Below are 24,930 nucleotides of genomic sequence, written 5' to 3'. Positions count from 1 at the left end.
AGCTCCGCGATCTGCTGCAACGTGGCACCGATGTCCGACGTACGAGTCGTCGTCATCGACTGCACCGACACCGGGGCGTCACCGCCCACCGCCACGGATCCGACCTGGATCTGCCGGCTCTTCCGGCGCTCGGCGAGCTTGATCGGAACGGACGGCATGCCAAGTGAAATCGCAGTCATCTGCTGTGCAACCCCAAATTGTGGATCAAGGTCCGGTCCCGGAACGACGGGCTCCAAGCCTTGAGATTACGCCACGGGCCCGGACGCCAGCACATCACGGTCCGTTAGTCCCACCCAATGGGCGGCGGCCGGGAAGAAGTCTCCCCGGCCGCCGCCAACACCGAGTGGCTAGGAGATTTTCACCGGGTTAACCACATCCGCGATCAGCACCAGGATGGTGAAGCAGACGAAGATCCCAGCCACCACGTACGCCACGGGCATCAGCTTCGCCACGTCGAAGGGGCCCGGGTCCGGGCGGCGCAGTACCTTGGCCACGGTCCGGCGCAGCGACTCCCACAGGGCGCCCGCGATGTGCCCGCCGTCGAGCGGGAGCAGCGGAAGCATGTTGAACAGGAACAGGGACAGGTTGAATCCCGCGACGAGCAGCAGCATCATCGCGATCTGCTGGGACGGCGGGACGTCGAGGGTGAACACCTCACCGCCGACTCGGGCCGCGCCGACCACGCCCATCGGGGAGTCCGGCTGGCGGGGCGCATTGCCGAAGGCCGCGTCCCACAGCGCCGGGATCTTGCCCGGCAGGGAGATCAGCGACTCGACGCCGTTCTCCATCATGTCGCCCATGCGCTGCACGGACTGGTCGAAGGACTGCGGGACGATGCCGGCGGCGGGTGTGAAGCCAAGGAAGCCGGCGTACACGTACTTGCCCTCGACATAGCCGCCGTTGCCGTCCGTCTTGCTCACCTGGTTCTTGATCAGGCGGGCGTGCAGGTCGACCTTCTGGCCCTTGCGTTCGACCGTGAGCGTGACGTCCTTGCCAGGGTTGGCGCGGATCTCGGACTGGAGCATGGACCAGTCCTGCACCTGTGCGCCGTTGAACGCGAGGATCTTGTCGCCGGGCTTGAGTCCGGCGGCCCGGGCGGGAGCGGCCGGGTCGTCCTTCACGCACTTGGTGCGGTTGTCGCTCTGCTGGATGACGCAGTCGGAGACCTTGGAGACCGTGGTGGTCTGGGTCTGGACGCCGAAGGTCATCATCACGCCGAGGAAGACCGCCACGGCGAGGATCAGGTTCATGAAGGGGCCCGCGAACATGACGATGACCCGCTTCCACGGCTTGCGCGTGTAGAAGAGGCGGTCCTCGTCACCGGGCTGCAGTTCCTCGAAGGACTGGGCCCGGGCGTCCTCGATCATCCCGCGCCACGGCGAGGTGGAGCGGGCCTCGATCCGGCCGTCCGGCCCCGGCGGGAACATCCCGATCATGCGGATGTAGCCGCCGAGCGGAATCGCCTTGACGCCGTACTCGGTCTCGCCCTTCTTGCGGGACCAGACGGTCGGGCCGAAGCCGACCATGTACTGCGGCACCCGGATACCGAAGAGCTTGGCCGTCGACAGATGCCCCAGCTCGTGCCAGGCGATCGAGACCAGCAGGCCCAACGCGAAGACGACTATGCCGAGGATCATCATCAGGGTCGTCATGCACGAGCCTCCGCGGTTGCCGTCTGCGCCGTCAGTTCCCTCGCCCGGGCGCGCGCCCAGGCCTCCGCTTCGAGGACGTCCGCGACGGTCAGAGAAGTTCCCTTACGAGGGGTGCCGTGTTCCTCCACCACCCGTGTGACCGTATCCATGATCCCGAGAAACGGCAGGCTGCCGTTCAGGAACGCGTCGACGCACTCCTCATTTGCCGCATTGAACACTGCCGGGGCCGTGCCCGCGAGCTCACCCACGTGCCGGGCGAGTCCCACCGAGGGGAACGCCTCGGTGTCGAGCGGGAAGAATTCCCAGGTGGAGGCCTTGCTCCAGTCGAAGGCGGGCGCCGCATCGGGCACCCGTTCGGGCCAGCCGAGTCCGATGGCGATCGGCCCCCGCATATCCGGGGGCGTCGCCTGCGCCAGCGTCGATCCGTCCGTGAATTCCACCATCGAGTGGACATACGACTGCGGATGCACGACCACCTCAATGCGATCGAAGGGAATGTCGTACAGCAGGTGCGCCTCGATCACTTCCAGGCCCTTGTTCACCAGGGTCGCCGAGTTGATCGTGATGACCGGGCCCATCGCCCAGGTGGGATGGGCGAGGGCGTCCTCGGGGGTGACGTCGGCCAGCTCGGCCTTAGTCCGGCCGCGGAACGGGCCGCCGGAGGCGGTGACGACGAGCTTGCGCACATCGGCGCGGGTGCCGGCGGCGAGGGCCTGGAAGAGGGCGGCGTGCTCGGAGTCGACCGGGATGATCTGGCCAGGCTTGGCCAGGGCCTTCACCAGCGGGCCGCCGACTATGAGCGACTCCTTGTTGGCGAGCGCGAGCGTGCGGCCCGCCTCCAGGGCGGCGAGGGTGGGCGCGAGGCCGATGGAGCCGGTGATGCCGTTCAGGACCGTGTGGCAGTCCGAGGCGGCCAGGCGGGTCGCCGCCTCGGGTCCGGCGAGGATCTCGGGGAGCGCCTCTCCGGGGCCGTACTGGGCGCTGAGAGCCTCCCGCAGGGCCGGCACGACGTCCTCGCGCGCGACGGCGACCGTGTGCACGCGCAGTCGGCGGGCCTGCTCGGCGAGCAGTCCGACCCGGCCGCCGTTGGCCGAGAGCGCGGTGACCTGGAAGCGGTCGGGGTTGCGCAGCACGAGGTCGATGGCCTGGGTGCCGATCGAGCCGGTGGAGCCGAGGATCACGACCTCCCGCACTCCGTCCACGGAGTCGAAGACGAGATGGGGGTCGGCAAGAGGGGCTGGACTGTCGCTCATGCCTCCATTGTTGCGGTACGGCGCCGACGTGAGGACAGGGCATCCCTCACGCGTGTGCCATATCCGCCCTCGCTGCCGGGCGAGGCAGAATCGCCTCTTGTGAAGCTCCAGTGAAGATCTTGTGATAACACTTCAATCCTGGCCGGTGGAAGACCGGCCGGAGGACGACATCCTTGGGGGGGATCTTCATGCGCATTCGCGCCGCCCTGCCCGCTCTCGCGGGCGCCGTGGCCCTGGCGAGCACGGCATTCCTGGCCACTCCCGCGCAGGCCGCGGGTGGGGTGACCATTTACCGGGTCTGGTTCGACAGCCCCGGCAAGGACGACGGTTCGAACAAGAGCCTGAACGCCGAATGGGTCCAGATCAAGAACAACGGTTCCTCGGCGGTCTCGCTGAAGGGCTGGATCCTGAAGGACGCCTCGAACCACCGGTACACGTTCCCCAACGTGAAGATCGGTGCGCACAAGACGATGAAGGTGCACACCGGCCGGGGCAAGGACACCACCGCGGACAAGTACCAGAACCGTCGCTGGTACGTCTGGAACAACACGAGCGACACGGCGACGCTGACGAAGTCGAACGGTTCGAAGGTCGACTCCTGCTCGTGGACGACGCGGGACCCCAGCGAGAAGTACTGCTGAGCCCCGCGAGCAAGCGACCGGGGCCGCGCGTCATGCGTCGCCCGCCGGTCACCCGTGGTTGATCGCGCGGTTCCCCGCGCCCCGAAAGGGGCGCGGGGATGCCGCCGTCACCGGATCGGACGGTGCACGTTCTCCCGGCGGCTCGGGCCGGGCGTCGCGTCCGCGATCCAGGGGCCTTCGCCGGACGGGTCGACGACGCCGTCCTCCAGCCACTCGTAGGTACCGGACAGCACTCCTTTGACCACCTTGTGGTCGAGGTCGTCCGTGTTGGCCCACAGCCGGCCGAACAGTTCCTCGACGCGGATGCGGGACTGCCGGCAGAAGACGTCGGCGAGCTGGTAGGCCTCGCGTCCGTGCTGCCCCGAGCGGCGCAGGTGCTCGGCCCGCACGCAGGCCGCGCTCATCGCGAACAGTTCGGCGCCGATGTCCACGATCCGGCCCAGGAAGCCCTGCTTGGTCTCCATGCGGCCCTGCCAGCGGGACATGCCGTAGAACGTGCAGCGGGCCAGCTTGCGGGCACTGCGCTCGACGTACCGCAAATGCGAGGAGAGGTCGACCTCCTGGCGGAACTCGCCGTACGCACCCGGGACCTGACCCTGACCCGCGACCAGTTTCGGCAGCCACTTGGCGTAGAAGACACCGGCGTTCGCACCGGCCTTCGCCTTGTCGGCCAGGGACTTGTCCGGATCGATCAGATCACCGGCCACGGACAGGTGGGCGTCCACCGCCTCGCGTGCGATCAGCAGGTGCATGATCTCCGTGGAGCCCTCGAAGATCCGGTTGATACGCAGGTCGCGCAGCAGTTGCTCAGCCGGCACCGCCCGCTCGCCGCGGGCCTTGAGGGACTCAGCCGTCTCGAAGCCCCGGCCGCCGCGAATCTGGACCAGCTCGTCGGCCATCAGCCAGGCCATCTCCGAGCCGTACAGCTTGGCGAGGGCGGCCTCGATGCGGATGTCGTTGCGGTCCTCGTCGGCCATCTGCGAGGAGAGGTCGACGACCGCCTCCAGGGCGAAGGTGGTCGCCGCGATGAAGGAGATCTTCGAACCGACCGCCTCGTGCAGCGCGACCGGCTTGCCCCACTGCTCGCGGACCGCCGACCACTCCCGGGCGATCTTCAGGCACCACTTGCCCGCGCCCACGCACATCGCGGGCAGGGAGAGCCGGCCGGTGTTCAGCGTGGTGAGCGCGATCTTGAGGCCCGCGCCCTCAGGTCCGATGCGGTTGGCGGCCGGGACGCGCACACGGTGGAAGCGCGTGACGCCGTTCTCGAGGCCGCGCAGCCCCATGAAGGCGTTGCGATTCTCGACGGTGACGCCTTCCGACGCGGCCTCGACGACGAACGCGGTGATACCGCCCTTGTGGTCCTCGGACTTGGGCACGCGCGCCATGACGACGAGCAGATCGGCGACCACGCCGTTGGTGGTCCACAGCTTCACGCCGTCGATCACGTAGTCGTCCCCGTCCGGGACGGCCGTGGTGGCGAGACGGGCGGGGTCCGAACCCACGTCCGGCTCGGTGAGCAGGAACGCCGAGATGTCGGTGCGGGCACAGCGGGGCAGGAAGGTGTCCTTCTGCTCCTGGGTGCCGAAGAGTTTGAGCGGCTGCGGTACGCCGATCGACTGATGCGCGGACAGCAGCGCGCCGATCGCCGGGCTCGCGGAGCCGACCAGAGCGAGCGCCTTGTTGTAGTACACCTGGGTGAGGCCGAGACCGCCGTACTTCGTGTCGATCTTCATGCCCAAGGCGCCGAGCTCCTTGAGCCCGTCGATCGTCTCGTCGGGGATCCGCGCCTCCCGCTCGATGCGGGCGGAGTCGATCTGCGTCTCGCAGAAGTCGCGCAGCTTGGCGAGGAACTCCTCGCCGCGCTGTACGTGCTCGTCGGTGGGCAGCGGGTGGGGGTGGATGAGGTCGAGCCGGAAACGGCCGAGGAACAGCTCCTTGGCAAAGCTGGGCTTGTGCCAGTCCTGCTGGCGTGCGGCCTCGGCGACCTGACGGGCCTCACGCTCTGTGACGGTGGGCTTGGGGGTGGGGGCTGTTGGTGCGGACATGAGGCTCACCTCGCCGCGAATCGGGATCAATGGGGCGTACTTCGATCAAGAAGTCGTACGACGACCAAGCGCGCCGTACGGCGATCTTGCGGGCGTACGTTACTGACCGGTGCTACTCGATCGTTGGTACCCCAATCCGGGCGCCGCCACCAGTCCTCGCGCAACCACCCGCCCGGGAAAACGCCTCGGCCGACATCCGCCGAACTGGCCCTGGTGTCAAGTCGACCCGGGCTCTTGAAGGCCTCGGCGGCCACGACCTGCGACACCGGGCCCCGACGACCGGTGCCCCCGCACGGCTCGCCCACGACAGGGTGACTCGCGGGGTGGTCTGACCTTGGAGGAATGAAGAAACATATTGCATGCCAAATATCCACAATGCCTGCATATGACGCTGTCCCTGTCGGCGTGCTCGGCTCGGGATGTGTGGACGTACGCCGACGGCCGGAGCCCCCGCACAGCGGGCTCCGGCCGTCGGTGTGAACGTGGCGTCAGAGAGCCAGGCCCGTCAGGACCAGCACGCGCTCGTACGTGTAGTCGTCCATCGCGAACTTGACGCCCTCACGCCCGACACCGGACTGCTTGGCGCCGCCGTACGGCATCTGGTCCGCGCGGTAGGAGGGCACGTCGCCGATGACGACGCCGCCGACCTCGAGGGCACGGTGGGCACGGAAGGCGACCTGGAGGTCGTGCGTGAACACGCCCGCCTGGAGGCCGTACTTGGAGTCGTTGACGGCGGCGAAGGCCTCGGCCTCGCCGTCCACCTTCTGCACCGTGAGCACCGGCCCGAAGATCTCCTCGCAGAAGAGGGTCACATCGGCCGGCACCTCGGTCAGGACGGTGGGTGCGTAGGCGGCGCCGTCCCGCTTGCCGCCGGTCAGGAGCTTGGCGCCCGCACCGACCGCCTCCTCGACCCAGGACTCCACGCGCTTGGCCGCGTCCTCGCTGACCAGCGGGCCGACGTCCGTGGCGGAGTCGGAGGGGTCACCGGTGACCTGCGCCTCGACGGCGGCGACGATACGCGGGAGCAGCCGGTCGTAGACCGACGCGTCGGCGATCACGCGCTGCACGGAGATGCAGGACTGGCCGCCCTGGTAGTTGGAGAAGGTGGCGATGCGGTTCGCGGCCCAGTCCAGGTCCTCGTCACTCGCGTAGTCGGCGAGGACGACGGCCGCGCCGTTGCCGCCGAGCTCCAGGGTGAGGTGCTTGCGCGGCACCGAGTCCATGATCGCGTAACCGACCTTGTCGGAGCCGGTGAAGGAGATGACCGGCAGACGCTCGTCCTGGACCAGCGCGGGCATGCGGTCGTTGGCGACCGGAAGGATCGACCAGGAGCCGGCGGGCAGGTCGGTCTCGGCGAGCAGGTCACCGATGATCAGGCCGGACAGCGGGGTGGCGGGCGCCGGCTTCAGGATGATCGGGGCGCCGGCGGCGATGGCCGGGGCGACCTTGTGGGCGCACAGGTTCAGCGGGAAGTTGAACGGCGCGATGCCGAGGACGACGCCCTTCGGGAAGCGGCGGGTCAGCGCGAGGCGGCCCTGACCGCCGGCGTCGGTGTCGAGGCGCTGGGCCTCGCCGCCGTTGAAACGACGGGCCTCCTCGGCCGCGAAGCGGAACACGGACACGGCGCGGCCGACCTCACCGCGGGCCCACTTGATGGGCTTGCCGTTCTCGGCGGAGATCAGCTGCGCGATCTCCTCGGTGCGCTCAACCAGGCGCTTCGACACATGGTCGAGCGCGGCGGCCCGGACGTGCGCCGGGGTGGCGGCGAACTCGTCGCGCACGGCGTAAGCGGCGGCCACGGCCTCCTCGACCTGGGCCTCGGTCGGGACGCTGACCTTGCCGACGAGCCGGCCGTCCCACGGGGAGGTGACGTCGAAGGTGGTCTCACCGGTGGCCTGGCGGCCGGCGAGCCAGAAGGCGTGGGTGGAAGTCATGTGCGAGTCCCGGCCCTTCCGAAGTTGGTGTTCCATGAAGTTCGAGCTCCACGGTAGGGCCGGGTGGGCGATGGGTCGTTTGTCCGGTGCGTAGCAGTGGGGTGCGGGGCTAGTACGGGTTGTACAGCCGCGGTCCGGTGGCCGTCACTCGCCCGCCGAGGCGGACGCCTTGAGCGCCAGCCACAGCTCCATTCGCACGTCCGGATCGTCGAGCGAGCGCCCGAGGATCTCCTCGACCCGTCGCATCCGGTAGCGCAGCGTGTGGCGGTGGACGCCGAGGTCGGCCGCCGCCGCGTCCCACTGGCCGTGGCGGGACAGCCAGGCGCGCAGCGAGGCGACCAGATCGCCCCGCCCCGTGGCGTCGTGTTCGCGCAGCGCGCGCAGCAGACCGTCCGCGAAGGCGCGCACGGCGTCGTCCGCGAGCAGCGGCACGACGGAGCCGGCCGCCAGCTCCTCGTGCTCGACCAGAGATCGGCCGCGCCGCCGGGCCACCGACAGCGCCTGCTCGGCCTGCTTGTAGGCGGCCGCGACGGCGATCGGCCCGGCGGGCGCCGAAAGCCCCACCACCAGTTCGCCCTCGTCGGCGGCCGGTTGCTCCACCGCGGCGGCCCGCGCCGCCTGGACGTACTCCTGGCAGGCGGCCACGGTCGCGCCCCCGTCGACGGCGAGCACCACGAGCCGCTCCCCGTCGGGTACGACGAGCACGGCCTCCCCGGAGCGGGCGGCGGCGGACTCCAGGGTCTCGGTGAGCCCGCCGAGCGGATCGCCGTTCGTCTCGACCGACGGCGGCGTCACGGCGGTCTGCGGCACGGGCGCCACACGTGCGTGCCCGTCGGCGTGCGCCCGGGCCGCCGACGCGGACGCCGATTCGGCGAGGATCAGCCGGAAGGGCGCGTCGAGGAGGCCGCCGTACAGGTCCCCGGCCACCGCCCGCGCGTGGTCGGGCTGACCGGCGAGCAGCATGCGCAGCACGGCCGCCCCGATCCGCTGCTCGGCCGCGTGCAGGGACCGGGACCGCTCGGTGGTGAGGGTCAGCAGGGCGATGGCGGAGTGCACGGCGTACCGCTCGGCGGTGCCCAGCGCGGCCGCGGTGCCCACGGCGAGCGCCGCACGCGGGCGCCGGCCGGTGCCGAGGGAGTGCAGCTCGACCCGGTCCTCGCCGCTCGGCCCCGCGACCACGGAACTGGCCGGGGCGGGCCGCTCCCGCAGCCGTTCCACGTCGGCGGTGAGCCGGGCCGCCCGCCGCTCCGCCCACTCGGGTGCGACCGCGACGACGGCGCCGGAGGCGTCGTACATCGCGGCCCAGCCGTCCACCTGCCCGGCGAGCGCGGCGAGCAGTCCCTCGGGGCCGTCGTTCAGGGCCTGCTTGGTCAGCTCGCGCTGGGCGGCGAACCCCGCGGTCACGGCGCGGTACTGATCGGCCGCTATGGCGGCGGAGACGGCCTTGCTGATGGCGAGGAAGGGGGTGCGGCGGGGCACCTCGAGCAGCGGGAGCCCCTCCTCCCGCGCCGCGTCCACGAGGGCCTTCGGGATCTCGTCGTAGTTCACCCCGACGGCGAACCCGAGCCCGACCACGCCCGCGCCCACGAGCCGCTTCAGATAGCGGCTCATGGCCTCGGGGTCGTCGGCGTCCAGCGTCAGCGCCGTGATCAGCAGCAGCTCGCCGCCCTCCATGTAGGGCACCGGGTCGGCGAGCTCGCTGACGTGCGCCCAGCGGACGGGCACGTCCAGGCGGTCCTCGCCCGCGCGCACGGTGAGCTTCAGCGCGGAGTGGTGGACGAGCGAGGCGAGCGTGGGAGGCATGAGGCCTTCAGGTCGGTACGGACAGGGTCTGCACGAAATCCATGGCGGCCACGGACTGTGTGATCTTTGTGATCCTTTGGCCGCCACGTATGAACGAGCTATGTCGATTCTGCCTCACCGTACGGTCGCCGCGTGCCCAGAACCCCGGACGTCCCGGGCCGGCTGTCTCAGCTCCGCAGGTCCACGAGGAGCGGGGGGGCATGCTCGCCCTGCACATTCGTCAGGGACAGCACCGCGTGGCCGGGCGGGACCGCGTGCGCCAGTTCGGACGCGGACCAGCGCTCGCGCTCGACCTGGCGGACGGTCACGGCTCGCGCGGTGGGCGCATGCCCGGTGATCACCCGCCGCAGCATGTGCAGCGCCTTGCCCGCCGGGGTCTCCGCGATGATCTGCCGGTCCGTGACGTCCCGCGTCTCGATCCACTCCTTCCCCCAGACCTCGGCGAAGTCCTGTCCGTCCCAGGGAGTGAGCCCGGACAGCGCCATCCGGCAACCGGTGGCGCCGAGCAGGGGCCCCCGCAGCGGCCGGGGGACGTCGTCGAGGGTGCGCAGGGTCAGGACCACCCCGGCGTTCGCGGACCGCAGCCGCTGGATGCCGCGCACAGTCTCGGGGGTCACCGCACCCGTCGCGTCGTCGAGCACCAGGCACGCGAACAACGACCGGTCCTCGCGGGTCGCGACGCTGGCCGTGAACTGGGCGAGGACCAGCCGCGCCAGGATCCGCGAGGCGTCGGCGTGGCCGCGCTCGGGCAGGTCGATCCTGACCCGTACCGGGTGGTCGAGGGCGCGCAGGGAGAAGGGTCTGGACTGCCCTGAGGTGTCGAAGAAGGCGGCGAACGCCGGCCGGTCGAGCAGCGCGACCCGGTCCGCCAGGACGCCGCCCACGTCGCCGGGATGCCCCGACTGCCGCTCGCGCGCGTCGAGCTCGCGCAGCAGCGAGTCCTGTCCGGTGTCCTGAAGGGCCTTGCGCAACGCCGACAGCGGTCCAGGGGCTCCGTCGAGGAGCTGACGCAGCTCCGGCACGGACGGGAACCGGCCGTGCACGGCCCGGTACGGCCCGAGCAACTGGGCGAGCACGGTGGTCGAGCGGCGGCTGTCCCCGCCCGGGTGCGGATCGGCGAGGTCGCCCACGAGCGCCTCGGCGAGCACGGCCGCCGCCTCGTCCGGGTCGCTGGTCCCGCCGTACAGGTCCAGGTCGTACACCGATTCGGGATGGCCGATGCGTACGACGACGTCGTAGGCGTCCGCCGGGCCGAGCCCGGCACCGGCCGCGCCGACCACGACCACCGCGGCCCGGCCGGCGAGCGCGTGCAGGCACAGCGACTCGGCGAGCGGCCATACGACCGAGCCGGTCTTGCCGGAGCCCGCGGGGCCGACGGCGACCAGCGAGGTGCCGAGCAGCTCGGGGCCGAGGGCGAGGCCCGTGCCGCGGTAGGCGTAGGGGTTGCGGGTGTCGTCGACGGTCGAGCCGAGCCGTACCTGCCCGGTCATCAGGTCGTGCCGGCCGAGCCGGGCGGGCAGGTCGCGCTCGCCCGAGGGGTGCAGGCAGGCGGCGGCGCCGTCCTTGAGGACCGCGCCGGTGAAAGAGGCGAGGCTGTGCCGGCCGTTGAGCACACCCTGCCAGGCGCGGGCCACCCGGGCGTGGTCCACGTCGCCCATGAGTCCGGCGCGCGCGTCGGCGGCGAGCCGGTCGGCGGCGTCGCCCGCACCGGCGGCGCGCAGCTGGTTCCACTGGGCCGGGTCGTCCTCCGGCGCCGGGGGCCGCTCGCTGACCGGGGCGGCGGCGCGCCAGGCCGGCGGGCCGAAGCGCCGCCAGAGCTCGCCCCAGCGGCCGAGCTTGCCGACGACGGTCATGATGGCGAGGGCGATGACCGTGTAGTAGCCGTACCAGAGAAAGGCGTTGCCGACGCGGTCGTCGCTGTGACGCCAGGAGTCCGGAGTGAACAGTTCGAGCGGCACGACCCACCAGCCGCCGAGGTAGCCGTTCCACAGCAGCGACCAGATCAGCCAGCCCACCAGGAAGGCGATGAGCGCCCCGCTGATCAGCTGCCGCGTCGGCGTCCGCTCGGGTTCCTGCTCGGGCCGCGGCCGGTGCCCGAGACGCCACACGCCGGGCGCCGTCTCCGGCCGCGGCGCGCGCAGCCAGGCCAGGAACGCCCCGCCGTCCGGCCGGGGCGGTGCCCCGGGGGCGTGCGCCGGCCGGGGCGGCACCTGAGGCGGCCCGGCCGGACGCGGCACGGGATTGGCCCGTGTGCCGCGCGCGTCCTGCGTCCCGTCGCTGTCCATCGCTCTTGCCCCCTGACCAGCCGCTCCCTGCACCATCAGCGAGTCAATCTAACGCCCCCGCAAGGGGAGTTCACCGCTTACACGGCCGCACCCGCGAAGCCGCGACCCACGGCGCTATGTCCAGTGCGGACAAGCAGCCACGGCCAAGGCGCCCACATGGAGCATGCCCACCCCCGGCGACCGGTCTTAACCTGCGAGAAAAGAAGGTAAGCGTCCGAAAAACACCCCCGCCCGACCCCGCCGCCCACTGGCACGCCGGTGCACCGGCTGCTCCGGGTCGGGTTCGCACGATCTCAGGGAGCCCCCATGACCGCACTTCCCCAGGAGCGCCGCGTCGTTACCGCCATCCCCGGCCCGAAGTCGCAGGAACTGCAGGCCCGCCGTACCGCGGCGGTCGCGCAGGGCGTGGGCTCCGTGCTGCCGGTCTTCACCGCGCGCGCGGGCGGCGGGATCATCGAGGACGTCGACGGCAACCGTCTGATCGACTTCGGCTCCGGCATCGCGGTGACATCGGTCGGCGCCTCCGCCGAGGCCGTCGTACGCCGCGCGTCGGCGCAGCTGCAGGACTTCACGCACACCTGTTTCATGGTCACGCCCTACGAGAGCTACGTGGCCGTCGCCGAGGCGCTGGCCGAGCTCACGCCCGGCGACCACGCCAAGAAGTCCGCGCTGTTCAACTCGGGCGCCGAGGCCGTCGAGAACGCCGTCAAGATCGCCCGTGCCTACACCAAGCGCCAGGCGGTCGTCGTCTTCGACCACGGCTACCACGGCCGGACCAACCTGACGATGGCCCTGACCTCCAAGAACATGCCGTACAAGCACGGCTTCGGCCCGTTCGCGCCCGAGGTCTACCGCATGCCGATGGCGTACGCCTACCGGTGGCCGACCGGTCCGGAGAACTGCGGCCCCGAGGCCGCCGCCCAGGCCGTCGACCAGATCACCAAGCAGATCGGCGCCGACAACGTGGCCGCCATCATCATCGAGCCGGTGCTCGGCGAGGGCGGCTTCATCGAGCCGGCGAAGGGCTTCCTGCCCGCGCTGCGCAAGTTCGCCACGGACAACGGCATCGTCTTCGTCGCCGACGAGATCCAGTCCGGCTTCTGCCGCACCGGCCAGTGGTTCGCCTGCGAGGACGAGGGCATCGTCCCGGACCTGATCACCACCGCCAAGGGCATCGCGGGCGGTCTGCCGCTCGCCGCCGTGACCGGTCGCGCCGAGATCATGGACGCCGCGCACGCGGGCGGCCTGGGCGGCACCTACGGCGGCAACCCGGTCGCCTGCGCTGGCGCTCTCGGCGCGATCGAGACGATGAAGGAGTTCGATCTCAACGCCCGCGCGAAGGAGATCGAGGCGACCATGAAGGCCCGCCTCACGGCGATGGCCGAGAAGTTCGACGTCATCGGCGATGTGCGCGGCCGCGGCGCCATGATCGCGATCGAGTTGGTCAAGGACCGCACCACCAAGGAGCCGAACCCGGAGGCGACCGGCGCGCTCGCCAAGGCCTGCCACCAGGAGGGCCTGCTGGTCCTGACCTGTGGCACCTACGGCAACGTGCTGCGCTTCCTGCCCCCGCTCGTCATCGGTCAGGATCTGCTGAACGAGGGCCTCGACATCATCGAGCAGGCTTTCGCACGCATCTGACGCACCCGGGAAATAACCTCGCGCTCACAGGAAACTCCCAGCTGAGCCACAGGATGCGTGCTCCTGATCCCCTGCCCTCCCCGGCCCCGCGCCCGCCGTGGGGCCGAGCCGGAGGGGGCAGGGGTCAGAGCGTGTGAAGAAGGTGTGCGAGGTGGATGGCAGGGCGCGTTTCCTGCTGTCGGAGTGGTTCCCCCTGTCGTAGGTTCTACCCAGATGAGAGAAACACCCTGCCCACAGGGGACTGTGGGTGACATCGGGCCGAGGCCTCCCCAGCTTCGACCTGGTCGTGCCCTCGCGCACACACCCGGGGCCTTCGGCTCCGAATCTCCTCACCGATCGGACGGCCGCACGCCCCAAACCCCCCGGGGCGGGCGGCACACCGATCCTGACGGCCGCCCCGGAACCAACCCCCGTAGTACCTTCGCAAGTAGGTCTCGGGAAGTAGCCGGGACGGGCGTCCCCCGAAGGGCCAGCGCACTCCCCCCTTGCGCTGGCCCTTCGGCATGTCTGGCCCCACGCTGGTCGACCTCCTGCTCATCGCCGACGCGCTCGGCGTCCGCGTGTTCGCCCTCGTGGACGACGAAGCCCCTCCCGGCCGCCACGAGGGAAGCGGACAAGAGGGGCTGTAAGGGTGGCCGTCAGCGGCGGCGGCGCGGGCCGGGGTAGTCCGGATCGTCTTCTGCCGCTGGCAGCGGGGACGTCGAGTCATCCCACTGGTTGACCCAGCCGCAGACCGTGCAGCTGTAGCGCTCGTTCAGGCCTTCCACGAGGGCGCCGCAGCCACCACAGGTGGTGCGGGTGATTTCAGGCGGCGTGAGCATGGGCGCAGGGTACCGCCGGAGGCACCGGCGGGGGTTGGGCCCCGCTCCGGCTGCTTGACCTGTCCAGGGTTGGGGAGCCGGAGCGGGGGGCTTGGGACCCGCCCCGCCGAAGGTCTTGCGGAGCCTTGCGACGGGACGGGCGGGCCCGACTCTTCGTGTCTTGCGGAGCACGGAAGAGGCGGGGTCTATGGGGTGTGTTAGCGCGGTGTGCGGGCCAGCACCAGAGCCAGGACGGGGGCGATCACGACCGCCACGTACACGAGCAGGCCGATGATCGACTTCACGGCGCGGCCCGGGCGAGGGCCTCGAAGTGGTCGCACAGGGCGTTCAGGACGCGGGCCAGACGGCGGGCGTGCGCCAGAGCTCCGCCTATGGCCGAGCTCGGCTCCTCCTTGAGCCGGAGGCGGGCCTCACCGACACAGGCGAGCGCGCAGTACCTCGGGATGCTGTTCTTCCCCAGCCGGGCGGCCAGCTCCTCGACCGTGGGCATCAGCAGGTCGAGGTGCCCGCGCAGCTGGAGCGTCAGCGCCTCCAGCTCGTCGGGAGCCGGCGGCAGGGCCACGGGGACGGCGTCCGGGTCGAGCAGTCTGTCGACGGCCTCGCGCATCGTGGCGAGGTCTGGCGGGGCCTGATCTACGGCGCTGGGTGGCGCGGCGGTACGGTGTCGCATGTCGACGCTCCCTTGAAGCGTGGGCCATGCCCCCGGGCCGGTCGCACGGTCGCGGGGGTCCTCGCTCTTCACCATATCGCTATGCACTGCTATACGCAGCCGTGCAGCGCATTCCAGCTCTACGCGTAGCCGAACACTGCCACATGCTCGAATGTATGGACCGTGACCGCAGTGGCCGGATCGATCCGACGCGGCCCGTGTACGTCTACGTGCAAGTCGCCGACGACCTTGCCGCACAGATCGAGGCGGGCACCATCCCACCGGGTGCGATGCTGCCCGCCGAGCGCGACCTCGCCGAGCTGTACGGTGTCGCCTACCTGACCGCGCGGCGCGCGGTCAGGGAGCTGCGTGAGCGCGGGCTCGTCGTCACGCTGCCCGCGCGCGGCACGTTCGTCGTCGACCGGCCGCCGGCCGAGTGAGGGCATGACCAGGCGCGGAACTGGCCCGGGCGCATGCTGAGTGAGTAGGCGGCCTGGTCTGTGGCGACGAGGGGGCGGCCGTCGCGACCCGTGTGTGCGGTGGTCACAGCACCAGTGTGCCCGGTGGTGATCGAAGCGTGACGGTAGTGTGCGCAGGTCTCCACAAGCGTGGTGATCATGAAACCATCGGCCGTCACCCGTGACACCCCAGTCTCACGGACCGCTGAATGGAGTGACCCCGGGCGGGGCTAGGCGCCTGCACTCCGGGGGGAGGCAGCAGGCGTCATCGTGCAGGGGCAGGCCCGTCTCCCCCCGTGGCGGGTCTGCCCTTGCTCGCGTGGGAGGCCTGGGCATGTCCACGTGGCGGTGACGCCCAGGCCTCTCTCCCCGGTGGGTATCGATGGGGGCTCAGCAGCCATGTTCGGTGCGGGCGGCGGCGTCCCGGGCGGTCAGGATGTGCCACCGCAAGTGGGACATGGCCGCGCCTTGCCTCGCTGCGTGGCCTCGGCGAGGGTTACCTCTTCGACAGGGTGAACGGTCCACCCCATGGTGCGTGCCGTGTTCTGTGGACCGATGATGTGCGCGCATTCGGGGTGAGCGTGGTACCGCTCCCCTGCCGCGGTGATGTAGACAGCCATGGACTTCCCCTTCCGGCGCGTTGAACGCCTCTGTGTCGGCTGCTGAAACGGCTGCGAGCCCGTCGGCGAGGTTGAGGAGCGCGCGTCGACGTTCACTGGCCCAGCATGCCCGGGGTTAGTCCAGGTAGGAATGGCTGTTGCTGAGCCATGACGGCCCAGACACTACGCATGGCCGGGGTTCTACCCCTCCCGGGCGCATGGGTTCGCGCGGCCCCCAACGCAGGCGGTGCACGGCAAGCCGCCCGGTACGCCTGCCCCTTGCGAGGGCTCGTAGCCAGGCTCCTGGGTGTGCGGCTACTCCCGCGCCTGCTCGGGGTCGGGTTTGGCCCAAGGCGTTGGGGCCGCCCTGGATAGGCAGAGCGTCGGCTGCCTGTCCGACGCTGCGCCCTTTTCGCCCAGTGGCGGCGGCATGCTGATGGGCGCGGACGAGAGTGGAGTCGATCTGTACCAGCCAGTCGATGTCCCCGGCCGCGTCCGCCCATGCCTGGAGCTGCTGCAGAGCTCGCGTGAACACGCCATGCAGAGCGTAGCGGCGGAAGCGCGTGTAGACCGTTTTCCAAGGGCCGAAGCGTTCGGGCCGGTCCCGCCAGGTGATCCCGGTACGGATCTTGAACGCCATGCCGTTGAGGATCCGCCGGTCATCCACCCGGAGACGGCCGGTCCCGGCCCGGGGTATCGACGGAGCGAGCAACTCCCCCTCTTGGTCAGTGAGTTCATGCCGATGCACCCCGCCATGATCCTAAGATTGGCGGCTTGGAGCGTGAACGCTAAGGTCTGCCCGAATGGAGGGGGAGATCGACATGGGCACCATTGCGGGGGCTGTAGGCTCGCAGATTCTCAGCGCGCTGGTAGCTGCAGTACTCACCGGCATCGGCGGCCTGGCGCGCTGGTTCGTGGTCAGACGGCTGCCTGCCCGCCGCACCTGGCGCTACCTGGGCGCCAGCGAGCTCTCCATCGTCCTGGACACCTCGCACATCGACACCGGCCGCTACCAACGACCCGTAGCCGGTCTGGGGCAGGTCCGGGCGCTGTCCGTGCTCATCCCCTCCCTCACCCACGCCTACCGTGACCTCGACTTGGAGAGGGTCCGCCTGTCGGCGCACCTCCCGGGTCACGAGATGGAGCACGACTTGCTCGTCCTGGGAGGACCGAAGAACAACGAGGCCGCTCACCGCATCCTGGAAGCCATGGCAGAAGTACTGCCCTTCCGGCTGAGCGCAGGAGCTATCACTTGGGAGGACACCGACTACGCAGGAGACGCCACGGACGGCGAGGTCGTACGCGATTGCGGCTACATCGTCAGAGCCCCGAGCCCCCTCAACCCGAGCAAGCGCGTCGTACTCATCGGCGGCTGGTCCACCTACGGCACCGTGGCTGCAGCCCGCTGGCTGGCCGAGAACGGCGCCAGCCGGTCGCTGCCTTCTGACGTCGCCGTGCTCGTAGAGGCCTCGGTTCTTCGCGATGGCCACGTGTCCACACCTCGGCTCGTGCGCCAAGCACACCTCAGCATGTGAACAATGCGCGCCGTTTGAAGACGGGCCCTAGCCCCCTGGGAAGCAGAGGCCGTCGGTCGGGCAGAACACAACCCCCGTGTAGTTGTAGCCGGCCCGTATGGTCACGGGATTCGGATCAGGGGGGAAGTCGACGAAAGAACCTGGGTCGGCTGTGGCGGTGAAGTGGACCGTCGTGCCGACCGGGAAGCTCGCGGTGCAAGTGCCAGTCGGGTTCGGATTCGGCGGGGCTTCAGTTCCGTACGGATCCCACGCGAATTGGTGGCAGTTGATTCCGGCGGGCTGGCTGGTGATGGTTCCGCCACCCCAACCGTCGTAGGTATACGCGGTTACTTGAGCGGTGGACTGAGCCTCAGCCGGAGCGACGGAGGCAATCGCGGCGGCCGTGGCGAGTACGGTTACGACACCCGTCGCGCGCCAGGCGCGGTTTCTGTTCTTACTCATGGGCGGCTCCTCTGATCGAACCGACCCCCTGCAACTAGGCTATTCGCCCCCTCGGGGACCCACAATCCGGGCGGGGTTCACCATCAGTGCCAATGCCTGTCGCTCGCGAAGACCGTGGAGACGGTGTGTACAGAGGCGGGTTCTCTGGGGCGCCTTCGACACGCCGTCTCAGTGCACGGCTGGTGCGGAGGGGGCGTGACCTGGTTGTGCGATACGCAAGGGACTCTCTTCACAGGAGTGTTGACCCTGCAACCATCTGCCGTCAGCCGTGACACCCCAGCCGCACCGGCCGCTGAAGGTAGTGACCCCGGGCGGGGTCAGGCGCCTACACTCCGGGGGGAGGCAGCAGGCGCCATCGTGCAGGGGCAGGCTCGGTTCCCCCCGTGCCGGGTCTGCCCTTGCTCGCAACCCAAGAGGCCGGCCTGGGCGCACCACGTGGCAGTGGCGCCCAGGCCTCCCTCACGCTCTTGTCCCTACGGGGTGACGAAGAGGTAGTCGACGACCACGCCGATCGGCGACCCCCAGTCGACGTGCAGAAGTATCGACACCACACCGTTGTCGGGGGCGACGTTGTGGACGGTGTAGTGCGCGGCGCCAATGAACTTGCCGCCGTCGCGAGTCGGTCCCTCGCTCGCCGCCACGAAGACGCGCGTGTCCGGGATGATGACGCTCCCGTGGAGATTGAGGATCCACCAGCCGTTTAAGGCTCCCCAGTTGTGCCGGTAGGAGAACCCGTTCCCGGCGATCAACGTCGGGCTCAGCCCCTCCCTCGCAGCCCCAGCAAGGTGCGCTATCGCGGCTTCGTTCAGTTCGGCTTCCAGGATTTGGGCTTGCTCGCGTTCTGCCGCCTCGGTCATTGCGTGCTCCCTTCCGAGTGTGGTGCTCGGCAACGCGGTTGGTATCCCTCAATGTCGTCCCGTCCACCGGGGCCGTCTATACGGCGAAGAGCCGAGCGCCTGACCGGACTGTGCGCTCCCCGGCGTACGCTCCGGAGAGGTTGGCGCCGTCGGCGGGCGCCCAACACGTGGCGTGGCACGGGCGCCCAGGTCGCCGGTCAGTGCCGCTCGGCCCCTCCCCCGGTCGAGCTTGCGGCCGGCCTGGAGCAGGATCGGCCCCGCAGCCTGTGTGGCCGGGGGCCGATTGCCGATCTGTTCTCGGGTCAGTGCCGGGTCTGGACCCAGAGCACCAGCAGGCTGACCGCGCCCGAGCCGACGCCGTACGCGGCGCCGCGGATCATCTGATCCCGAACAGTGCGTCCGTGGCGTGCGCGCCATTCCCGCAGGTGACGGACTATACGGCGCAGTCGACTGTCCCTAGGTGGGAAGTAGTTGTTACGCTGCCTCATGGTGTTCCTTTAGGTTCCTTTCTTTGCCTGATCGGACGGGGCATCGCGCAGGGACCCCTCCCGAGGCCCGTCTGGACAACTCGCCTTGGGGATGGGGTCCTTCTGCATTCCTGAGTGTACGAGGCGCTGGCAGAGCCGTAGGGCGCCAAAGACACACAACTACTCGCCACGCATGAGATGTGACGCCAAGTCATCATTCGATGGCCGGGGTGAGCCTACTTAGTAGAACTCAAGGAAGTTCAAGGGAGCTCAAGGGAACTGAGGCTCACCGGAATGCCTCATTCACCGGCCCGTCTGTGACTGTGACCACATTCTCGGCATGACGTGGTTCTTTTCCTCGTCGTATCCGGAGACCACGGACTGTACGACGGGTCCGTCCGAATCTGCCAGCATCTGCCAGAGCTCTCAGCCATCCAGCCATTTCCCCACGTCAGTGGGTGGCCACACATGGCCACCCATGGCCACAGGTGCGTATCTGCGAACTACCGCTAACTTCCGCTAGGCACTACTGGCCTGCGATTTCGCCGATTGGCCGATTTTCGGCGCCGACCGAAGCGTCCACGACAGCGCCGTCAGTCGCCGAGCTCGAGGTCCGGTCGGCACATGATGCACGCGGCCAGGCCGTCGCGCAGCGCGGCAACGGCCTCGTGCGCGTCGACGCGGCGAGTCGGGCCGTCGTCGACGTCGCAGTCGGCGAGGTGCAGCGACACCAGGTCACCCCGCTCGACGGCCTTGAAGCCGGGCCCGCGATCGCCGGTGAAGGTCGGCAGCCCGGTCAGGCGCGGCGGTTTCGCCGACGGTGTCGGTGGCTGCTGGGCGGGCTGCTGCTCGCCCTCTGCCTGGGCGAGGGCTTCGGTGACGGTGGCGTGCTGCGCCTTCAGGTATGTGGCCACCGTGTCGTTGTGGGCGATCTGCTCGTCGAGCCACTCGAGGATCAGGCGCAGACGCGCGGGATCCGGTGGCAGCTGGCTCATGCGGTCGATTCAAGCATTAGGCCCGCAGGACCGCGGGGACCTGTTACCGGTCGGAGGGCCGGGGGCTGCCAGCCATCACGAGTCGATGGGTGCCGTCCGGGGCTGCCGCCACCGTATGTCCGAGCTGCACGAGCAGGGCCGAGACCGCAACCTGCACGACGGCTTGCACGCTGTTGCTGGAGGTTTTCGGCTGTTCCGCAGCCAGAGCGGTGAGGCCGTCCGAAGCTGTCCACTTGATCAAGACCCCGGATGGAGCCGCCGTCACCCGCAAACCCGGGCAACGGTCGTCGGGGTCATCGGCCAGGTCGAAGCCCGCCTGCGTGAGAGCGCGCGTGACCTCGGAAACGAGTTCGGGAAGCGGGGGCGGCACCAGGCGCGCGTACCCGGGCTCTGGAAGTTCACACCTGGGAATACGGTCCGGCTCGTGCGGGTGGAAGGTGGAGTCATGGTGGAGTATTGCGTGATCGTGGCGGCGCCCTGCGGATCGGGCGGCCGCCGCGTGTGCGTCGATGACGCGTTCCTGGGCACGGCGTCCTCGCTGCACGAGTTGATGGTGTTCCTGCAACACGCCGGGCTGGTGGGCGGGGATGAGCTGGACGTGGCCGAATCGGACCTCATCGAGTGGCACGGCGGTGGCCCCGAGGTGTGGCCGTGCCAGGGTGGCGAGCCTGACTGCTGGGTGGTGCCCGGCGGCGGGCCCGCCCCGTGGGTGAGGGTTACGGGGCGGGCCTGACGGGAGCCGTGTGATGGATGGCGCCAGTTGACTGTTGCACGGGAGGCGAGGGGGGCGAGGTACTTCGGACGTGTCGGTCCCCGCAGGGGATGGACTGATCACTCGTTCGACCCCACCAGCCTGGGTGGCTGGTGGGGCCCGTCCAGGGACGGCGTAGGTTCAGTGCTCCGTGCGCCTTGTAGTGGCCAAGGCGATGGGCCGCGTGGCGAGCATGACCGTCCAGTAGGCGACCGCGATGAGGATCGGCTCGCCGATGAAGAGCATCAGCAGGAAGGTGGGCACGCTCCTGCCCGTGTGATAGTCGACCAGGGGCATGGTGCCGCCGATGAGGGCGATGGCGCTGCACCAGGTGACCCAGACGGCGGCCACGACTCCGGCGAGCAGGGCGACGGCCTTTGCCCAGCCGGGTGGTTGGGGCGCAGGTGGTCTCGCCCAGTTGGGGCGGGCGGTGTTGTTCACGTGGATCTCCCGAATATGACTTCGGCGAGGGGGGTGGCAGGCCGCCCCAGTGTGTCGGGGGTGCGGAGGCTGTGAGTCCGCTGTGGAAGACGGTGACGCGTTCATTACGGAAAGCTTTCTTCGGCTACTAGCGGTAATGCCGTGGTGTCCGGGGGGATGAGTGGCCCCGCCCGCCCCGAAATGAGGGAGACGGAGGCGGGCGGGGCGCGGGCTCGACTCCTGCGCTGCGGGGCAAGGTGTCGAGGTGTCGCGGAATGTACCGGCGCGGACACCGCGCCGTCGTTCCCTCTGAAGGGTGAAGCGTTGGCCACGCGTTCGCCGATCGGTGATCCTTTGGCCAGTCGTTCAGGCATATGCAGAACGAAAAGTGCGGAATGTGTGGGCCACAACCCCTCCCCAAGGCGGGCTAGAAGCGGGATTTCTTGAATTCGAGGTAGTCGGCGCACCCCACGACCCAGCTATGCCTGTCGTACGTGTCGGCATCGTTGACGCCGTTGGCCCAGGAACGCCACGAGATGTCGCACTGCGCCTCGTCCGCCCTCCGGCCCGCAACGCTCGGCGGCAGATTCGCACCCCTCAAGGAGTCGTACCCCGCCTTGTAGCTCCGCTTGTCCAGGCCCGCGGTACCACCGCCACCCCCATGCACCGCGGCGTAAACAACCACCGCCACCACCACCAGAGCCAACAGGAAGCCCGCCAGTCGCTTCTCTAGACGAGTCAAATCGTCCACCTCCTAGCCTGCGCGTTTTCAACTGCGGTGGTGTCCGGATCCTGATGCACCAGGCTTCCGGATCAGGCGAACTGCCATCCCGACAGCCGGCCGTCCTCACCAGCCTCGGCGGTCAGCCGCAGGCCCGGCAGATCATGGACCCGGACGCCGATGGCCTCGGCGATCTCCGTCCTGGCCTGCTGAGGCTCGGTGTGGTCGGCGCATCTGATCTTGGAGTTAAGGAGCGTTGAACAAGTGGCTCAGGGTGTGTTGGAGCCGTGCGGGATGTGCCTAGATTCTCCGCGTGAAGATCTCTGGGGGGCGGGTCCTGGCGGCCGCCGTGCTGTTCGGCGCCTTGGTGGGGTGTGCGGCGGAGCCCGCGTACGAATCGGAACCAGCGGGCACGCCGGTTCACGCCGCGTCGGCTCTCCCTTCGCCGTCGACGCCGCCGCCCTCACCTTCGCCGCGGCGGTCGCCGCCGCCTCTACCTTCGCGCAGCGCTGAGGCCAAGCCGACGCACGTGGCTGCGGCACCGACGGTTCGGCAGGCACCACCGCCGGCGGCCGTACCCAGGTGCCGCTCGACGGATCTGGTGGCCACGGCCGGAAGCCCCGGGCCGCAACCCGGCGGCCATGCCGACGACCAAGTCATAGAAGTCGTGCTGCGCAACGGCTCCAACGGCACCTGTTCGCTGCAGGGGTGGGCGGGACTGGCGGTCTTCGGCGACGGCCTACCGGTCGCCTGCAACCCGGACTGCGGCCAAGGTCCGGACACGACAGAACCCAGATCGGTGGCCGTCACGCGCGCCCCCGGGCTCACGCCCGAGCCGGTCGTGCTCGCGCCGGGGAACGAGACCACGTACGGTCTGCTCTGGTCATACGAGCTGGGTCCAGAATGCGAACTCGGCGATCGGGGCTGGGATCCCCCCTATGGCGCCCGGATCTGGGTTCCCGACGACTCCCGACCGCTCACCATCGCTCCGCTGGCGCAAATGTGGGCGTGCGGGGGACGGATCCAGCTCACCCCGATCGGCCAGCCTTTTTTGCCGTCCGGCGGAGCGGCTGGTGGCGTCGGCTGAGCGATCCGGCCGGTGGGCAAGTCATCCATGACGCTCACTCTGCGCCGGTAGGCGCGTCGGCGCTCGACGGTGGCGCTGTACCAGCGGTGTGCGCGGATCGCCTCATCGACGTGCAGGGACCTTGCGGCCCCGGGTGCCGCTCGACGGCCGGGCGCTCGACGTGGTCGCGGACGAACGCGGCGACGGCCACCCCGTCGGCCAGCGCTGCGCTCTCCTTACCGCACATTTGTTTGATCCAGATGGCTGGGGTTACTCGGTGGGGTTCGCCGGTGGCAGTCGCGTCCGCGGATCTCATCCGGATGCGGCCGCCGGGCTGGGGCGATGGGCCACGGGATAGGCGAGGGAGCTGGTCAGGGTGAGTGTGGTGGCAGCAGGCGGGGGCGGGGGAGGTTCCAGTGGCCTGTACGACGTACTGGAGCTAGTTCTCGACCGAGGGTTGGTGATCGACGCGTTCGTGCGGGTCTCCCTGGTCGGAATCGAAATCCTGAAGATCGACGTGCGGGTCGTGGTGGCGAGCGTGGACACCTACCTGCGGTTCGCCGAGGCTTGCAACCGCCTGGACCTGGAGGCAGGGCCGCGCAAGCCGGCCGGGCTCCCGGAGATCGTCGGTGGCCAGCTCGCCGGTTCCGGCAGTCAAGCCAAGTCGAAGGGTGCCCTGTCCGGCGCTGCGCAGACCATCTCCGATGCCTTCCAGCAGGCGCGCGACGAGGGCCGCGAGAGGGAAACCGCACGGCCGCGCCACCGCCGGGATGAGGAACGATGATCACCTACGTCTACGGCATCATCCACGGCTCACACCCCGCTGCCTGAGCACACCGCCATCGGCGAGCCGCCACACCCGATGCGCATCCTTCGGGAAGGCCGCCTCGCCCGATGAGGGTGCGGGCGAGGCGGGCCTGAGGGATCCGACAAATGTCGGGTTCGACGCAACGACGCTCACTGTGACGCGCAAGGCGTCCCTGGCGAGGGAGCTGCGGCTGCGCCGACCCCTTTCGGGTGATGTGCTTGTCAGCTGGCCAGGCTGAACAGCTCACATGTGGCACACCTATCCGGAGTGGCGGTGCCGTCTCAACGCCCTCCGGATGAGCAAGACCGCACCGGTTGCGATCAAGGCCATCCCCATGAGGATCAAGAGCATTCCAATAGCAATCAAGGAAGCTCCGACCAGGATCAAAATGGTCCCGAGGAAAAGCAAGATCGTCCCAATGATGAGCATAAATGTGGCGAGGACAACCACGATGTTCTCCTGTCTCCCTCCTCCCGACTGTGGTCTCTGCTCCTAGCCAGCGCAAACACTCCACGGAGCCGTGTCCGGAGCTTTGCCACGCCGCGCCCACCAGGCGCGAGCGGCGGTCACGTTCGGCCGTCCTCCGTGCGCCCGATGGCGAAAGCGCGCACACTGCGCGGCGCCTCCAGCCACGTCCGGACGATGTTGCGGGTCGCCCCCACCGGGAGGGGCGGTACGGGCTGGCCGGGCCGGATGACGCCCGACATGACCACCTTGTACGCGTCGTCCTCGACAAAGACGTCGAGGACCACGTCGATGCGGTCACCAGACTGGATCACAGTCGGCCTCCCTTCTTGTCATCGGACATGTGCGCGAACCCAGCCGCCAGGCAGACCTCCCACCCGGCGCGGTCGAGCCCTCGAGGACCGGCCCATCAGCAGGCTCAGGCAGTCCCGCCCACACGGGCCACACCACGCCGCCCGGGCACGCACGAGCGGCGCAGCGCCGAACCCGACAGGCGGAAAGCTGGCCGGCCGGACCTGAAGCGTGCGCTCATAGCGTCCATTCCTCTCGGTAGTCGGGGTGGTCGGCCCAGATAGCCGCCACGGCTCGAAGGCAGGCCGGCGCGTGGGAACCGATCATCT

25 protein-coding genes are annotated in these 24,930 nt (G+C 69.6%); 8 read left to right on the top strand and 17 right to left on the bottom strand.

Annotation, left to right across the window (positions count from 1 at the left end; translation table 11 throughout):
• The 3 genes from ACWDA7_RS34845 to dxr form a co-directional block, all read right to left on the bottom strand.
• Positions 1-179 (bottom strand): flavodoxin-dependent (E)-4-hydroxy-3-methylbut-2-enyl-diphosphate synthase (locus tag ACWDA7_RS34845; RefSeq protein ID WP_450609652.1); only part of this gene is annotated, 179 nt, incomplete at its 3' end.
• A 168-nt stretch (positions 180-347) separates the two neighbouring features.
• Entirely contained in the window at positions 348-1,652 is a 1,305-nt protein-coding gene (locus tag ACWDA7_RS34840) for a M50 family metallopeptidase (protein ID WP_450609648.1), read from the bottom strand.
• Positions 1,649-2,905, bottom strand: a complete 1,257-nt coding sequence (dxr, locus tag ACWDA7_RS34835; RefSeq protein WP_450609646.1) for a 1-deoxy-D-xylulose-5-phosphate reductoisomerase — start codon at positions 2,903-2,905, stop codon at positions 1,649-1,651. Before dxr ends, ACWDA7_RS34840 begins: the two co-directional genes overlap by 4 nt.
• Before the next feature lie 188 nt (positions 2,906-3,093).
• Here dxr and ACWDA7_RS34830 point away from each other — a divergent pair, with 188 nt between their 5' ends.
• Entirely contained in the window at positions 3,094-3,546 is a 453-nt protein-coding gene (locus ACWDA7_RS34830) for a lamin tail domain-containing protein (protein ID WP_450609644.1), read from the top strand.
• 107 nt (positions 3,547-3,653) lie between these two features.
• Here the strand turns inward: ACWDA7_RS34830 and ACWDA7_RS34825 are convergent, their stop codons facing one another.
• The 4 genes from ACWDA7_RS34825 to ACWDA7_RS34810 form a co-directional block, all read right to left on the bottom strand.
• The gene (locus ACWDA7_RS34825) at positions 3,654-5,594 is read right to left on the bottom strand and encodes an acyl-CoA dehydrogenase family protein (RefSeq protein WP_450609642.1); all 1,941 of its coding nucleotides are present in this window, start codon (positions 5,592-5,594) and stop codon (positions 3,654-3,656) included.
• Between the two features lie 488 nt (positions 5,595-6,082).
• Positions 6,083-7,528 carry an aldehyde dehydrogenase family protein gene (locus ACWDA7_RS34820; protein WP_432933282.1) on the bottom strand — a complete coding sequence of 482 codons (1,446 nt, stop codon included), beginning with the start codon at positions 7,526-7,528 and terminating at the stop codon, positions 6,083-6,085.
• Between the two features lie 144 nt (positions 7,529-7,672).
• The gene (locus ACWDA7_RS34815; RefSeq protein ID WP_450609641.1) at positions 7,673-9,331 is read right to left on the bottom strand and encodes a PucR family transcriptional regulator; all 1,659 of its coding nucleotides are present in this window, start codon (positions 9,329-9,331) and stop codon (positions 7,673-7,675) included.
• 167 nt (positions 9,332-9,498) lie between these two features.
• Positions 9,499-11,616 (bottom strand): ATP-binding protein, encoded by a 2,118-nt coding sequence (locus ACWDA7_RS34810; RefSeq protein ID WP_450609639.1) that lies wholly within the window; start codon positions 11,614-11,616, stop codon positions 9,499-9,501.
• A 306-nt stretch (positions 11,617-11,922) separates the two neighbouring features.
• Between ACWDA7_RS34810 and gabT the strand changes: the two genes are divergently transcribed.
• Positions 11,923-13,257: a 4-aminobutyrate--2-oxoglutarate transaminase gene (gene gabT / locus ACWDA7_RS34805; RefSeq protein WP_450609637.1), complete on the top strand. Its 1,335-nt coding sequence runs from the start codon at positions 11,923-11,925 to the stop codon at positions 13,255-13,257.
• A 503-nt stretch (positions 13,258-13,760) separates the two neighbouring features.
• Positions 13,761-13,886 (top strand): hypothetical protein, encoded by a 126-nt coding sequence (locus ACWDA7_RS34800; RefSeq protein WP_450609635.1) that lies wholly within the window; start codon positions 13,761-13,763, stop codon positions 13,884-13,886.
• Positions 13,887-13,895: 9 nt separating this feature from the next.
• On the opposite strand, the gene ACWDA7_RS34795 is transcribed toward ACWDA7_RS34800, so the two are convergent.
• Both ACWDA7_RS34795 and ACWDA7_RS34790 read right to left on the bottom strand, forming a co-directional pair.
• Positions 13,896-14,078 (bottom strand): hypothetical protein, encoded by a 183-nt coding sequence (locus ACWDA7_RS34795; protein WP_450609633.1) that lies wholly within the window; start codon positions 14,076-14,078, stop codon positions 13,896-13,898.
• 280 nt (positions 14,079-14,358) lie between these two features.
• Entirely contained in the window at positions 14,359-14,748 is a 390-nt protein-coding gene (locus ACWDA7_RS34790) for a DUF6415 family natural product biosynthesis protein (RefSeq protein WP_450609631.1), read from the bottom strand.
• A gap of 155 nt (positions 14,749-14,903) precedes the next feature.
• Between ACWDA7_RS34790 and ACWDA7_RS34785 the strand changes: the two genes are divergently transcribed.
• Positions 14,904-15,167: a GntR family transcriptional regulator gene (locus tag ACWDA7_RS34785; RefSeq protein ID WP_450609629.1), complete on the top strand. Its 264-nt coding sequence runs from the start codon at positions 14,904-14,906 to the stop codon at positions 15,165-15,167.
• Positions 15,168-15,920: 753 nt separating this feature from the next.
• Here ACWDA7_RS34785 and ACWDA7_RS34780 read toward each other — a convergent pair.
• Positions 15,921-16,532, bottom strand: a complete 612-nt coding sequence (locus ACWDA7_RS34780; protein ID WP_450609627.1) for a transposase — start codon at positions 16,530-16,532, stop codon at positions 15,921-15,923.
• Between the two features lie 73 nt (positions 16,533-16,605).
• On the opposite strand from ACWDA7_RS34780, the gene ACWDA7_RS34775 reads away from it, so the two are divergent.
• Entirely contained in the window at positions 16,606-17,319 is a 714-nt protein-coding gene (locus ACWDA7_RS34775) for a hypothetical protein (RefSeq protein ID WP_450609625.1), read from the top strand.
• 27 nt (positions 17,320-17,346) lie between these two features.
• On the opposite strand, the gene ACWDA7_RS34770 is transcribed toward ACWDA7_RS34775, so the two are convergent.
• The 3 genes from ACWDA7_RS34770 to ACWDA7_RS34760 all read right to left on the bottom strand — a co-directional run bounded on the left by ACWDA7_RS34770 (position 17,347) and on the right by ACWDA7_RS34760 (position 20,079).
• Positions 17,347-17,760: a hypothetical protein gene (locus tag ACWDA7_RS34770; RefSeq protein ID WP_450609623.1), complete on the bottom strand. Its 414-nt coding sequence runs from the start codon at positions 17,758-17,760 to the stop codon at positions 17,347-17,349.
• Between the two features lie 473 nt (positions 17,761-18,233).
• Complete coding sequence (locus ACWDA7_RS34765) at positions 18,234-18,617, bottom strand: hypothetical protein (RefSeq protein WP_450609622.1); 384 nt, start codon at positions 18,615-18,617, stop codon at positions 18,234-18,236.
• A gap of 1,060 nt (positions 18,618-19,677) precedes the next feature.
• Positions 19,678-20,079 (bottom strand): DUF6233 domain-containing protein, encoded by a 402-nt coding sequence (locus ACWDA7_RS34760; protein ID WP_450609620.1) that lies wholly within the window; start codon positions 20,077-20,079, stop codon positions 19,678-19,680.
• Positions 20,080-20,194: 115 nt separating this feature from the next.
• Between ACWDA7_RS34760 and ACWDA7_RS34755 the strand changes: the two genes are divergently transcribed.
• Positions 20,195-20,812 carry a hypothetical protein gene (locus ACWDA7_RS34755; RefSeq protein WP_450609618.1) on the top strand — a complete coding sequence of 206 codons (618 nt, stop codon included), beginning with the start codon at positions 20,195-20,197 and terminating at the stop codon, positions 20,810-20,812.
• A 159-nt stretch (positions 20,813-20,971) separates the two neighbouring features.
• Here ACWDA7_RS34755 and ACWDA7_RS34750 read toward each other — a convergent pair whose 3' ends face one another.
• Together ACWDA7_RS34750 and ACWDA7_RS34745 are read right to left on the bottom strand one after the other, a co-directional pair.
• Positions 20,972-21,271 carry a hypothetical protein gene (locus ACWDA7_RS34750; protein ID WP_450609616.1) on the bottom strand — a complete coding sequence of 100 codons (300 nt, stop codon included), beginning with the start codon at positions 21,269-21,271 and terminating at the stop codon, positions 20,972-20,974.
• Between the two features lie 406 nt (positions 21,272-21,677).
• Positions 21,678-21,992: a hypothetical protein gene (locus ACWDA7_RS34745; protein ID WP_450609614.1), complete on the bottom strand. Its 315-nt coding sequence runs from the start codon at positions 21,990-21,992 to the stop codon at positions 21,678-21,680.
• A 292-nt stretch (positions 21,993-22,284) separates the two neighbouring features.
• On the opposite strand from ACWDA7_RS34745, the gene ACWDA7_RS34740 reads away from it, so the two are divergent.
• Positions 22,285-23,058: a DUF4232 domain-containing protein gene (locus tag ACWDA7_RS34740; protein WP_450609612.1), complete on the top strand. Its 774-nt coding sequence runs from the start codon at positions 22,285-22,287 to the stop codon at positions 23,056-23,058.
• Between the two features lie 355 nt (positions 23,059-23,413).
• Positions 23,414-23,821, top strand: a complete 408-nt coding sequence (gene gvpJ, locus ACWDA7_RS34735; RefSeq protein WP_450609610.1) for a gas vesicle protein GvpJ — start codon at positions 23,414-23,416, stop codon at positions 23,819-23,821.
• A 590-nt stretch (positions 23,822-24,411) separates the two neighbouring features.
• On the opposite strand, the gene ACWDA7_RS34730 is transcribed toward gvpJ, so the two are convergent.
• Positions 24,412-24,624 (bottom strand): hypothetical protein, encoded by a 213-nt coding sequence (locus ACWDA7_RS34730; RefSeq protein WP_450609608.1) that lies wholly within the window; start codon positions 24,622-24,624, stop codon positions 24,412-24,414.
• 214 nt (positions 24,625-24,838) lie between these two features.
• Positions 24,839-24,928, bottom strand: a complete 90-nt coding sequence (locus ACWDA7_RS34725) for a DUF6221 family protein (RefSeq protein ID WP_450609650.1) — start codon at positions 24,926-24,928, stop codon at positions 24,839-24,841.
• Positions 24,929-24,930: the final 2 nt, after the last annotated feature.

The sequence above is a fragment of the Streptomyces sp. NPDC001156 genome (assembly GCF_053598275.1).
The sequence above is the reverse complement of the archived record's forward strand: the minus strand, read 5'-3'. Positions and strand labels throughout refer to the sequence as shown.